The sequence below is a fragment of the Mycobacterium saskatchewanense genome (assembly GCF_010729105.1).
Classification (GTDB): domain Bacteria; phylum Actinomycetota; class Actinomycetes; order Mycobacteriales; family Mycobacteriaceae; genus Mycobacterium; species Mycobacterium saskatchewanense.
Genome location: NZ_AP022573.1, coordinates 2,115,217 through 2,127,765, shown reverse-complemented (window position 1 = coordinate 2,127,765; position 12,549 = coordinate 2,115,217). Strand labels below are relative to the sequence as shown.

11 protein-coding genes and 1 tRNA gene are annotated in these 12,549 nt (G+C 68.7%); 11 read left to right on the top strand and 1 reads right to left on the bottom strand.

The window, feature by feature from the left end:
• Positions 1-2 precede the first annotated feature (2 nt).
• Complete coding sequence (locus tag G6N56_RS09760; RefSeq protein ID WP_085255476.1) at positions 3-641, top strand: Rv1289 family protein; 639 nt, start codon at positions 3-5, stop codon at positions 639-641.
• An 82-nt stretch (positions 642-723) separates the two neighbouring features.
• On the opposite strand, the gene G6N56_RS09755 is transcribed toward G6N56_RS09760, so the two are convergent.
• Positions 724-799: transfer RNA gene (locus tag G6N56_RS09755), tRNA-Arg, on the bottom strand.
• Positions 800-925: 126 nt separating this feature from the next.
• Here G6N56_RS09755 and argS point away from each other — a divergent pair.
• From argS to G6N56_RS09705, 10 genes are all read left to right on the top strand, one after another.
• Positions 926-2,578 (top strand): arginine--tRNA ligase, encoded by a 1,653-nt coding sequence (argS, locus tag G6N56_RS09750; protein WP_085255475.1) that lies wholly within the window; start codon positions 926-928, stop codon positions 2,576-2,578.
• Entirely contained in the window at positions 2,575-4,002 is a 1,428-nt protein-coding gene (gene lysA / locus G6N56_RS09745) for a diaminopimelate decarboxylase (protein ID WP_085255474.1), read from the top strand. The genes argS and lysA overlap by 4 nt, the downstream gene beginning before the upstream one ends.
• Complete coding sequence (locus G6N56_RS09740) at positions 3,992-5,317, top strand: homoserine dehydrogenase (protein WP_085255473.1); 1,326 nt, start codon at positions 3,992-3,994, stop codon at positions 5,315-5,317. Before lysA ends, G6N56_RS09740 begins: the two co-directional genes overlap by 11 nt.
• Positions 5,314-6,396 carry a threonine synthase gene (thrC, locus tag G6N56_RS09735; protein ID WP_085255472.1) on the top strand — a complete coding sequence of 361 codons (1,083 nt, stop codon included), beginning with the start codon at positions 5,314-5,316 and terminating at the stop codon, positions 6,394-6,396. Before G6N56_RS09740 ends, thrC begins: the two co-directional genes overlap by 4 nt.
• A 14-nt stretch (positions 6,397-6,410) precedes the next feature.
• Positions 6,411-7,355 carry a homoserine kinase gene (gene thrB / locus G6N56_RS09730; RefSeq protein WP_408632674.1) on the top strand — a complete coding sequence of 315 codons (945 nt, stop codon included), beginning with the start codon at positions 6,411-6,413 and terminating at the stop codon, positions 7,353-7,355.
• Between the two features lie 268 nt (positions 7,356-7,623).
• Positions 7,624-9,459 carry a transcription termination factor Rho gene (gene rho, locus G6N56_RS09725; protein ID WP_085255471.1) on the top strand — a complete coding sequence of 612 codons (1,836 nt, stop codon included), beginning with the start codon at positions 7,624-7,626 and terminating at the stop codon, positions 9,457-9,459.
• A 189-nt stretch (positions 9,460-9,648) separates the two neighbouring features.
• Entirely contained in the window at positions 9,649-9,876 is a 228-nt protein-coding gene (gene rpmE, locus G6N56_RS09720; RefSeq protein ID WP_085255531.1) for a 50S ribosomal protein L31, read from the top strand.
• 96 nt (positions 9,877-9,972) lie between these two features.
• Positions 9,973-11,046, top strand: coding sequence for a peptide chain release factor 1 (gene prfA, locus G6N56_RS09715; protein ID WP_085255470.1), 1,074 nt, complete (start codon positions 9,973-9,975; stop codon positions 11,044-11,046).
• Entirely contained in the window at positions 11,043-11,885 is an 843-nt protein-coding gene (gene prmC / locus G6N56_RS09710) for a peptide chain release factor N(5)-glutamine methyltransferase (RefSeq protein WP_085255469.1), read from the top strand. Before prfA ends, prmC begins: the two co-directional genes overlap by 4 nt.
• Positions 11,882-12,544 (top strand): L-threonylcarbamoyladenylate synthase, encoded by a 663-nt coding sequence (locus tag G6N56_RS09705; protein ID WP_085255468.1) that lies wholly within the window; start codon positions 11,882-11,884, stop codon positions 12,542-12,544. Before prmC ends, G6N56_RS09705 begins: the two co-directional genes overlap by 4 nt.
• The last annotated feature ends 5 nt before the right edge of the window (positions 12,545-12,549 follow it).

Below are 12,549 nucleotides of genomic sequence, written 5' to 3'. Positions count from 1 at the left end.
CGATGAATGTGGGTGATTCGGTAACGCATGCACTCCAAGAGTGGGGGCGCGGTAAGTGGGATGCGGCGATGCTTCATGCATGCAATGCCGTCGACGGAACGGGTAAGAAGCGGTACCCGCAGGAAAAATCAGTCGCCGCACGGTTCAAACGGACGATTCGCGACTCCCTCGACATCTTCGGCGCGGTCGCGCTGACGGGCCTCAACGTTGGACTAATTCGATTTCCTGTGGCGGTGAAATCAGACCTTCCCGACAAGCGCCCTGATTTAGCGGATGTGATCTATGGCATTCATCGGTGCACCCACGGTCACGGCGACGAACTTCCAGAGGGTTTCGAACTGACAGCCATCGAGGATGGCGGCGACGCTGTGAGAATCCGGCTGACACGTGACGGCAAACTCCAGCTCCCGATATCAGTAGTGATGGGCCTGCTGGCCGTTGCGATCTTCGCGCCGGAGAACAAGGACCAACTCATCGGAGGCGGCGGCGACTACGCACTCAGCCTCGTGTGGCAGAGGTTGATGCTTAACGACTGGTGGGGTCGAGGAGACGACTTCCGCGAGCTCACCAAGCTTGACCAGATCGCTGACGGGCTCGTTGTTGACTTTGGTCGTTATTGGGACGGCTGGAAGCCGGTTTGATGCGAGTTGTGACATCCTCGTGACATCGAGGCCGGTTGCGGGCCTTCGTGCACCGTGTGATCCGGCAAAAGTGCTGGTCACGTGGTGCCCCCGGCAGGATTCGAACCTGCGGCCTTCTGCTCCGGAGGCAGACGCTCTATCCCCTGAGCTACGGGGGCGCTGCAACGAGGTTGTCGCGCCATGGGGCTTTGCACAAGCACGGACAGACTAGCGCATCGTGATGACCGCTCGGCCACCGCAATGGATTCGGGGTGGGAGGACCCTAGCCCATAGGATGGACGTTCGTGACCCCCGCCGACCTCGCTGAGCTGCTGAAGGCCACCGCCGTCGCGGTGCTGGCCCAACGCGGGCTCGACGCCACCGCGCTCCCGCCCGTGGTCACTGTGGAACGCCCGCGCAACCCCGAGCACGGCGATTACGCCAGCAACCTCGCCTTGCAGCTCGGCAAGAAGGTCGGCGCGAACCCGCGGGAACTCGCCGGCTGGCTCGCCGACGCGCTGGCGCGGGCCGACGGCATCGCCTCGGCCGAGGTGGCCGGGCCCGGCTTCATCAACCTGCGGCTGGAGGCATCGGCGCAGGCCGTGATCGTCAACACCGTCATCGACGCCGGCGACACATTCGGGCACTCCGACGCGCTGGCGGGGCAGAAGATCAACCTCGAGTTCGTTTCGGCCAACCCGACCGGGCCCATCCACATCGGCGGCACCCGCTGGGCGGCCGTCGGTGACGCCCTGGGCAGGCTGCTGTCCGCGCAGGGCGCGGCCGTGGCGCGCGAATACTATTTCAACGACCACGGCGCCCAGATCGACCGGTTCGCCCACTCGCTGGTCGCCGCGGCCAAGGGCGAGCCCACGCCGGCCGACGGCTACGCCGGCGCCTACATCGGCGACATCGCTCAGCAGGTGCTGCAGCGGGCGCCCGACGCGCTGAGCCTGCCGGACGCCGAGATGCACGAGACCTTTCGCCGGATCGGCGTGGACCTGATGTTCGACCACATCAAGCGGTCGCTGCACGAGTTCGGCACCGACTTCGACATCTACACCCACGAAGACTCGATGCACACCAGCGGCCGCGTCGACCAGGCGATCGCGAAGCTCCGCCAGACCGGCAACATCTACGAGAAGGACGGCGCAACCTGGTTGCGCACCAGCGCTTTTGGTGATGACAAGGACCGCGTCGTGATCAAGAGCGACGGCAAGCCGGCCTACATCGCCGGCGACATCGCGTACTACCTCGACAAGAGGCAACGCGGCTTCGACCTCTGCATCTACATGCTCGGGGCCGACCACCACGGCTACATCGCCCGGCTCAAGGCCGTCGCCGCGGCGTTCGGCGAGGATCCCGCCACCGTCGAGGTGCTGATCGGGCAGCTGGTGAACCTGGTGCGCGACGGGCAGCCCGTCCGGATGAGCAAGCGCGCCGGTACCGTCCTCACCCTCGACGACCTGGTCGAGGCGATCGGCGTCGACGCGGCCCGCTACAGCCTGATCCGGTCGTCGGTGGACACCCCCATCGACATCGACTTGGCGCTGTGGTCCTCGGCCTCCAACGAAAACCCGGTCTACTACGTGCAATACGCGCACGCCCGGCTCTCGGCGCTGGCCCGCAACGCCGCCGAGCTCGGCCTGGTCCCCGACACCGCGCACCTCGAGCTGCTCGACCACGACAAAGAGGGCGCGCTGCTGCGCAGCATCGGCGAATTCCCGCGGATCCTCGAAACTGCCGCGTCCCTGCGCGAACCGCATCGGGTGTGCCGCTACCTGGAAGACCTCGCCGGCGACTACCACCGGTTCTACGACTCCTGCCGCGTCCTGCCCCAGGGCGACGAGGAGCCCACCGACCTGCACACCGCCCGGCTGGCGTTGTGCCAGGCCACCCGCCAGGTGATCGCCAACGGGCTGACCATCCTCGGAGTCGGCGCGCCGGAGCGAATGTGAACGTCCATCCCGCCGGCCCCCGGCACGCCGAGGAGACCCGGCACAACGAGAGCCCGCCGCGGCCGCAGTCCGCCGAGGACCTGATGCGATTGGCGCCGAACGTGTGGCCGCGCAACGTCTCCCGCGACGACACCGGCGCGGCCACCGTCGCGGGCCTCTCGGTGACCGACCTTGCCCACGAGTACGGCACCCCGTTGTTCGTCATCGACGAGGACGACTTCCGTTCCCGCTGCCGGGAGATGGCGTCGGCCTTCGGCGGCGGCGCCAACGTGTACTACGCCGCCAAGGCGTTCCTGTGCGGCGAGGTCGCGCGCTGGGTCGCCGAAGAGGGCCTGTCCCTGGACGTGTCCACCGGCGGCGAACTGGCCGTCGCGTTGCACGCCGACTTCCCGCCGGAGCGAATCACCTTCCACGGCAACAACAAGTCCGTCGCCGAACTGACCGACGCGGTCAAGGCCGGGGTGGGCCACGTCGTGGTGGACTCGATGATCGAGATCGAGCGGTTGGACGCGATCGCGGCCGACGCGGGCATCGTCCAGGACGTGTTCGTGCGCCTCACCGTCGGTGTCGAGGCGCACACCCACGAGTTCATCTCCACCGCACACGAAGACCAGAAGTTCGGGCTGTCCATCGCCAGCGGTGCCGCGATGGCGGCCGTGCGCCGCGTGTTCGCGACCGACCACCTGCGCCTCGTCGGCCTGCACAGCCACATCGGCTCGCAGATCTTCGACGTCGACGGCTTCGAGGTCGCCGCGCACCGCGTCATCGGCCTGCTGCGCGACATCGTCGCGGAATTCGGCGTCGACAAGACCGCACAGATCTCGACGGTGGATCTCGGTGGCGGCCTGGGCATCTCGTACCTGGCGAGCGATGACCCGCCGCCGGTGGGCGAGCTGGCCGCCAAGCTCGGCGACATCGTGAGCAAGGAGTCCGCGGCCGTCGGACTTCCGACGCCGACGCTGGTCGTCGAGCCCGGACGCGCCATCGCCGGGCCCGGCACCATCACGCTGTATGAGGTCGGCACCGTCAAGGACGTCGACGTCAGCGCCACGGCGCACCGGCGCTACGTCAGCGTGGACGGCGGCATGAGCGACAACATCCGCACCGCCCTCTACGACGCTCAGTACGACGCCCGGCTGGTGTCGCGGACCAGCGACGCGCCGGCGACCCTGGCCCGCGTCGTCGGAAAGCATTGCGAGACCGGCGACATCGTCGTGCGCGACACCTGGGTGCCCGGCGACCTGCGGCCTGGGGACCTGCTCGGGGTGGCCGCCACCGGCGCCTACTGCTATTCGTTGTCGAGCCGATACAACATGGTCGGGCGGCCCGCCGTGGTCGCGGTGCGCGACGGACGCGCCCGCCTGGTCCTGCGCCGCGAGACGGTCGACGACCTGCTGAGTTTGGAGGTGAACTGTGTCCGGTGACGACAAGCCCGTTGGCGTAGCGGTCCTGGGGCTGGGCAATGTCGGAAGCGCTGTTGTCCGCATCATCGAGGACAGCGCCGAGGACCTCGCGGCCCGCATCGGTGCGCCGCTGGTCCTGCGCGGTGTCGGGGTGCGCCGCGTCGCCGCCGACCGCGGCGTGCCGGTCGAGCTGCTCACCGACAACATCGAGGAGCTGGTGACGCGCGAGAACGTCGACATCGTCGTCGAACTGATGGGCCCGGTCGAGCCGGCGCGCAAGGCGATCCTCAGCGCGCTCGAGCACGGCAAGTCCGTCGTCACCGCCAACAAGGCGTTGCTGGCCCAGTCCACCGGCGAATTGGCGCAGGCGGCCGAAAGCGCCCACGTTGACCTGTATTTCGAGGCGGCGGTCGCGGGTGCGATCCCCGTCATCCGTCCGCTCACCCAGTCGCTGGCCGGCGACACGGTGCTGCGGGTGGCCGGCATCGTCAACGGCACCACCAACTACATCCTCTCGGCGATGGACAGCACGGGCGCCGACTACGGCAGCGCGCTGGCCGACGCCGGCGCCCTGGGTTACGCCGAGGCCGACCCCACCGCCGACGTCGAGGGTTACGACGCCGCGGCCAAGGCCGCGATCCTGGCGTCCATCGCCTTTCACACCCCGGTGACAGCGGACGATGTCTATCGCGAGGGCATCACCAAGATCACCCCGGCCGACTTCGCGTCGGCGCGGGCACTCGGCTGCACGATCAAGCTGCTGTCGATCTGCGAGCGCATCACCGGTGCCGATGGGCAGGAACGGGTTTCGGCCCGCGTCTACCCGGCCCTGGTGCCGCTGTCGCACCCACTCGCCACCGTCAACGGCGCGTTCAACGCGGTCGTGGTCGAGGCCGCGGCGGCGGGACGGCTGATGTTTTACGGCCAGGGCGCCGGGGGCGCGCCCACCGCGTCCGCGGTGACCGGCGACCTGGTGATGGCCGCCCGCAACCGGGTATTGGGCAGCCGCGGGCCGAAGGAGTCGCGGTACGCCCAACTTCCCATCGCGCCAATGGGAATGATCTCCACCCGCTACTACGTGAGCATGAACGTGGCCGACAAGCCGGGCGTCTTGTCCTCGGTGGCAGCGGAATTCGCCAAGCGCGACGTCAGCATCGCCGAGGTCCGCCAGGAAGGCGTGGTGGACGAGGGTGGCCGGCGGGTGGGCGCGCGCATCGTGGTCGTCACCCACACCGCGACGGATGCCGCGCTTTCCGAAACCGTCGAGGCGCTCGCCGACCTGGATGTCGTGCAGAGCGTGGCCAGCGTGCTGCGACTGGAAGGGACCACCCTGTGAGCGTTTCGCATACGGCCACCCACCAACCCTGGCCGGGACTGATCGCCGCGTACCGCGATCGGCTGCCGGTCGGCGACGACTGGACCCCGGTCACGCTCCTGGAGGGCGGCACCCCGCTCATTCCCGCGATCCGGCTCTCGGAGCGGACCGGCTGCACGGTCCACCTCAAAGTCGAGGGCCTCAACCCCACTGGCTCCTTCAAGGACCGCGGCATGACGATGGCGGTCACCGACGCGCTCGCGCGCGGCCAGCAGGCCGTCCTGTGCGCGTCGACGGGGAACACCTCGGCCTCAGCCGCGGCCTACGCCGCCCGCGCCGGCATCACCTGCGCGGTGCTGATCCCGCAGGGCAAGATCGCCATGGGCAAGCTCGCGCAGGCGGTCATGCACGGCGCCAAGATCATTCAGATCGACGGCAACTTCGACGACTGCCTGGAGCTGGCCCGCAAGATGGCCGCCGACTTCCCGACCATCGCGCTGGTCAACTCGGTCAATCCGGTGCGCATCGAGGGCCAGAAGACGGCGGCGTTCGAGATCGTCGACGCGCTGGGCACCGCACCTGACGTGCACGCCCTTCCGGTGGGAAACGCGGGGAACATCACCGCGTACTGGAAGGGATACCGCGAATATCACCACGAGGGCATCATCGACAAGCTTCCGCGGATGCTGGGCACCCAGGCGGCCGGGGCGGCGCCGTTGGTGTCCGGCAAGCCGGTCAAGCACCCGGAAACGATCGCCACCGCGATCCGCATCGGTGCACCGGCGTCGTGGACGGCCGCCGTCGAGGCGCAGGAACAGTCGAACGGACGATTCCTGGCGGCCACCGACGAAGAGATCCTGGCGGCCTACCACCTGGTGGCCGAGTCGGAGGGCGTCTTCGTCGAACCCGCCTCCGCGGCCAGCATCGCCGGCCTGTTCAAGGCCGTCGACGATGGCTGGGTGTCCCGCGGGTCCACGGTGGTCTGCACGGTCACCGGTAACGGGCTGAAGGACCCCGACACGGCGCTCAGGGACATGCCCACCGTTTCCCCGCTGCCCGTCGATCCGGTGCTCGTCGTCGAGAAGCTGGGCCTCGCCTGAATGGGAGCCTGTCGGTGACCTCGTTGCTGCCCGCCGGGTTGGTGGCCAACGCCGTGGTGTCGGCGTCCAGCGCCAACCTGGGCCCGGGTTTCGACAGCCTCGGCCTGGCGTTGCATCTGTGTGACGAAATCGTCTTGGAGACAACCGAATCCGGGCTTACCGTGCACGTCGAGGGAGAGGGTGCGGACCAGGTCCCCCTGGGCCCTGAACACCTGGTGGTGCGCGCCGTCGAACGCGGGCTGCAGGCCGCGGGCGTGCGCGCCGGGGGGCTGGTGGTGCGCTGCCGCAACGCCATCCCGCATTCCCGAGGCCTGGGCTCCTCTGCCGCTGCCGTGGTCGGCGGTCTCGCTGCGGTGAACGGGCTTGTCGCACAGACGGATTCGGCACCGCTCAGCGAAGCCCAATTGATTCAGCTGTCCTCCGAGTTCGAGGGGCACCCCGACAACGCCGCGGCGGCAGTGTTGGGCGGTGCTGTGGTGTCCTGGATCGCCCGCGGCGGCGACGGGCCGCAATATTCGGCGGTGCCGCTGCGGCTCCACCCGGACATCCGCCTGTTCTGCGCCATTCCCGAGGAGCGCTCGCTGACCGCGGAGACCCGGGTGCTGCTGCCCTCCCGGGTCAGCCACGAGGACGCGACGTTCAACGTGAGCCGGGCCGCGTTGCTGGTCGTGGCGCTCACCGAACGACCGGATCTGCTGATGGCGGCCACTGAAGATGTCCTGCACCAACCGCAGCGCGCGCCGGCGATGCCGCGCTCGGCGGAATATTTGCGGCTGCTGCGGCGTCATAACGTGGCGTCGACTCTCTCGGGGGCTGGTCCCTCGTTGATCGCACTGACCACGGAGCAGGAATTACCGTCGGTGGCGACGGAGTTCGGGGCGGCAAACGGATTCACGGTCACGGCGATGACCGCGGGCGAAGGAGTTCGCTGGAGTCCCGGAGTCACCGTCCCGGGTTGATCCACAGCGTGGCCGGAGGGTTTGCTTGCTTCCGACCAGGATGCGGGCTATCCTCGGACCCGTCCAGCAATCGCAGCATCTGCATCTGCATCCATACTGCATTGCGGCTAGGACGACCTACCAATTCTTCTCGTGGACGAGGTTCGCCGTTTTCTCCGCCGATCCAGGCGATCACCGCTGCAGAGTCGATGATTGGGCGCACTCGGCGCATCTGCTGAATGCAACGACCCCCCGTATGACCTGATCAGCGGGGGAAGAAAGGAAATCCGTGACTGATACGGACCTGTTCACGGCTGGCGAGAGCACGGACAGCGACCAGCTCTCCACCCCCGTGACCCCAGACACACCCAACGTCAAAACCGATGCCCCGGTTGGCTCTCTGTCCGCCATGGTGCTGCCGGAGTTGCGTGCGCTGGCTAACCAAATCGGCGTCAAGGGGACGTCGGGCATGCGTAAGAACGAACTCATCGCCGCGATCAAAGACCTCCGCGACAAGGCCAACGGCACTTCTACCGCGGCGCCCAAGTCTGACAACGGCGACAAATCCGACACCGCCACCGCCGAAGCGCCGGCCGCTCAACCGGAGGCGCCGGCCGAGCAGGGGGAAAAGAACGGTTCGACCGCCGAGGCGCCACGCCGCGAACGCCGCAGCGCCTCCAGGGAGGCCGGCAACGCCGCCCGCAACGCCGGCGCCGACCGCGACGGCGCGAACCCCGGCGACGGCGCCGGCAACAACGGCCGCCAGGGCGGCCAACAGGACACCAAGGCCGACGAGCGCGGGAAAGACGCCGCCAGCGACCAGCAGGGCTCGGGCGGCCAGCAGAACCGCGGCGGCGCGAACCAGCAGGACGACGACGGCGAGGGCCGCCAGGGCCGGCGCGGACGCCGGTTCCGCGACCGCCGGCGCCGCGGCGAGCGCACGGGCGAGGGCGCCGACGCCGAACTGCGCGAGGACGACGTCGTGCAGCCGGTGGCCGGCATCCTGGACGTGCTCGACAATTACGCGTTCGTGCGCACCTCCGGGTACCTCGCCGGCCCGCACGACGTCTACGTGTCGATGAACATGGTGCGCAAGAACGGGCTGCGCCGCGGCGACGCGGTGACCGGCGCGGTTCGGGTGCCCCGCGACGGCGAGCAGCCCAACCAGCGGCAGAAGTTCAACCCGTTGGTGCGCCTGGACAGCGTCAACGGCGGCTCGGTCGAAGACGCCAGGAAGCGGCCGGAATTCGGCAAGCTGACGCCGCTGTACCCCAACCAGCGGCTGCGCCTGGAAACTACCCCCGACCGCCTGACCACCCGGGTCATCGACCTGATCATGCCGATCGGCAAGGGTCAGCGTGCGCTGATCGTCTCGCCGCCCAAGGCGGGTAAGACGACGATCCTGCAGGACATCGCCAACGCGATCACCAAGAACAACCCGGAATGCCACCTCATGGTCGTGCTCGTCGACGAGCGGCCCGAAGAGGTCACCGACATGACCCGCTCGGTCAAGGGCGAGGTGATCGCTTCGACGTTCGACCGGCCGCCGTCGGATCACACCTCCGTCGCCGAGCTGGCCATCGAACGCGCCAAGCGGCTCGTCGAGCAGGGCAAGGACGTCGTGGTGCTGCTGGACTCGATCACCCGCCTCGGGCGCGCCTACAACAACGCATCGCCCGCCTCGGGCCGGATCCTGTCCGGTGGTGTCGACTCCACTGCGCTGTACCCGCCGAAGCGGTTCCTGGGCGCCGCCCGCAACATCGAGGAGGGCGGGTCGCTGACCATCATCGCCACCGCGATGGTCGAGACGGGCTCCACGGGTGACACGGTCATCTTCGAGGAGTTCAAGGGCACCGGTAACGCCGAACTCAAGCTGGACCGCAAGATCGCCGAGCGCCGCGTGTTCCCGGCTGTGGACGTCAACCCGTCGGGCACCCGCAAGGACGAGCTGCTGCTCAGCCCGGACGAGTTCGGCATCGTGCACAAGCTGCGTCGCGTGCTGTCCGGGCTGGACTCGCACCAGGCCATCGACCTGCTGATGTCGCAGCTGCGCAAGACGAAGAACAACTACGAGTTCCTGGTCCAGGTGTCGAAGACGACGCCGGGGTCGATGGACAACGACTAGCGGTTCACGCCTGATCAGCCGGGTCGGTCACGACACATAAACCACGCACACGACACGCCCGGTGACGTCTCAGTGGATTATGTTTCGCGCCCGACCCCCCGCCGGGAATGCGAAGGCCTGCCCCGCTGTTTTGGGGAGATACCGGTTGAGCTGGCATAATTGACGCTCGACCAGACCGAAGAGGACAGCATGAAAACAGATATTCATCCCGAATACGCCGAGACCACGGTGGTCTGCGGTTGCGGCCACACCTTCCAGACGCGCAGCACCAAGCCGGGCGGACGCATCGTCGTCGAGGTCTGCTCGCAGTGCCACCCGTTCTACACCGGCAAGCAGAAGATCCTCGACAGTGGCGGCCGGGTCGCGCGCTTCGAGAAGCGGTACGGCAAGCGCAAGGCCGACGCCGCCGGCAAATAGCCGTATACCGACGCCCGAACTGTGCGCAAACCGCACGGGCCGGGCGTCGGTTCGTGTCTGCGGTAGAAGCGCGTGCGGACGGGCAGGAGGTGAGACATGACGCAGCCGGTACAGACCATTGACGTGCTGCTGGCCGAGCACGCCGACCTCGAGCGCGCCCTGTCGGATCCGGAACTGCACAGCAATCCCGGCGAGGCCCGCAAGGCCGGCCGTCGCTTCGCCCGTCTGGCCCCGATCGTGGCCACCTACCGCAAGTTGGCGTCGGCCCGCGGCGACCTGGAAACGGCGCGCGAATTGGCCGCCGACGACGAGTCCTTCGCCGACGAGGTGACCCAACTCGAGGCGCGGGTGGCCGAGCTGGACACCCAGCTCACCGACATGCTGGCGCCGCGCGACCCGCATGACGCCGACGACATCGTGCTCGAGGTGAAATCCGGTGAGGGCGGCGAGGAGTCGGCACTGTTCGCGGCCGACCTGGCAAGGATGTACATCCGCTATGCCGAGCGGCACGGCTGGACCGTGACGGTCCTCGACGAGACCACCTCCGACCTGGGCGGTTACAAGGACGCGACGCTGTCCATCGCGAGCAAGGGCGACTCGGTCGACGGCGTGTGGTCGCGAATGAAGTTCGAGGGTGGCGTGCATCGCGTGCAGCGGGTTCCGGTGACGGAATCGCAAGGCCGCGTTCACACGTCGGCCGCCGGTGTGCTCGTCTACCCCGAACCCGAAGAGGTCGGCGAGGTGCAGATCGACGAATCGGATCTGCGCATCGACGTGTACCGCTCGTCGGGCAAGGGCGGCCAGGGTGTCAACACCACCGACTCGGCCGTGCGGATCACCCATTTGCCCACCGGGATCGTCGTGACCTGTCAGAACGAGCGATCGCAGCTGCAGAACAAGGCCCGGGCGCTGCAGGTGCTGGCCGCGCGCCTGCAGGCACTGGCCGAGGAGCAGGCGCAGGCGGACGCGTCGGCCGACCGCGCCAGCCAGATCCGGACGGTGGACCGCAGCGAACGGATCCGTACCTACAACTTCCCCGAGAACCGGATCACCGACCACCGGATCGGTTTCAAGGCCCACAATCTCGATCAGGTGCTCGACGGCGACCTCGACGCGTTGTTCGATGCGCTGAGCGCCGCCGACAAGCAGTCGCGACTGCAACACACATGAACACGCTGCGGCGCGCGATCGACTGTGCTGCGGCGCGGCTCGCCGAAGCCGGGATCGACTCCGCGCGTTACGACGCCGAGCAGCTCGCCGCACACCTGGCGGGCACCGAACGCGGCAGGCTCGCCGTCCTCGACCCGCCCGGCGATGACTTCTTCGAGCGTTACCGCGACGTCGTGGCCGCGCGCTCGCGGCGGGTGCCACTGCAGCATCTCATCGGGACGGCGGCCTTCGGGCCGGTGCTCCTGCAGGTCGGCCCGGGCGTGTTCACGCCGCGCCCCGAGACCGAGGCCATGTTGGAATGGGCCACCGCCCAGCCGCTTTCGGCAAACCCGGTGATCGTCGATCTGTGCACCGGCTCCGGCGCTTTGGCACTCGCATTGGCGCGTCACCGACCCGCCGCTCGGGTGATCGCCGTCGACGATTCCGACGCAGCGCTCGAGTACGCGCGGCGAAACGTCGCGGGCACGAACATCGAGGTCGTGCGCGCCGACGTCGGCGAGCCGGGTCTGTTTCCCGAGCTTGACGCGGCGGTAGACCTGGTCGTGGCCAACCCGCCCTACGTTCCGGACGACGCCACGGTGGGACCGGAAGTGGCGGAGCACGATCCGCACCACGCGGTGTTCGGCGGCCCGGACGGAATGGCGCTGATCGGTCCCATCGTCGGCCTCGCCGGGCGATGGCTGCGCCCGAGCGGGCTGTTCGCCGTCGAGCACGACGACACCACGTCGGCGCGGACTGTCGAATTGGTCGAGCGCGCAGGCCTGTTCGGCGATGTCGAGGCCCGACACGACTTTGCCGGCCGCCCGCGATTCGTGACTGCGCGCAGGGGCAGAGCGTGACCGAGGTCTTCGACTGCACCGACCCGAACCAGCGCGCGCTCGGCATCGCGTCGGCGGTGACGGCGCTCAAGGGCGGCCGCCTGGTCGTCATGCCGACCGACACCGTGTACGGGATCGGTGCCGACGCCTTCAACAGCGCGGCCGTGGCCGCCCTGCTGTCGGCGAAGGGCCGGGGCCGGGACATGCCGGTGGGGGTCCTGGTCGGTTCCTGGCACACCATCGAGGGCTTGGTGTACACGATGCCGGACGGCGCGCGCGACCTGATCCGCGCGTTCTGGCCCGGCGCGCTCAGTCTGGTGGTGGCGCAGGCGCCGTCGTTGCAGTGGGACCTCGGGGACGCACGCGGCACCGTGATGCTGCGGATGCCGCTGCACCCAGTGGCCATCGAGCTGCTGCGGGAGGTGGGGCCGATGGCGGTTTCGAGCGCCAACGTCTCGGGCCGTCCACCCGCGGTGCACGCCGGCGAGGCGCGCGCTCAGCTCGGCGACCTCGTCGACGTCTACCTCGACGGGGGCCCGTCGCAGCAGCAGGCTGCCTCGACGATCCTCGACCTCACCGGGGCGACTCCGCGCATCCTGCGGGAAGGCCCGGTGAGCGCCGAGCGGATCGCGGAGGTGCTCGGTGTCGAACCGGCGAGTCTGACCGCCCAGCGTGGTTGAGCCCG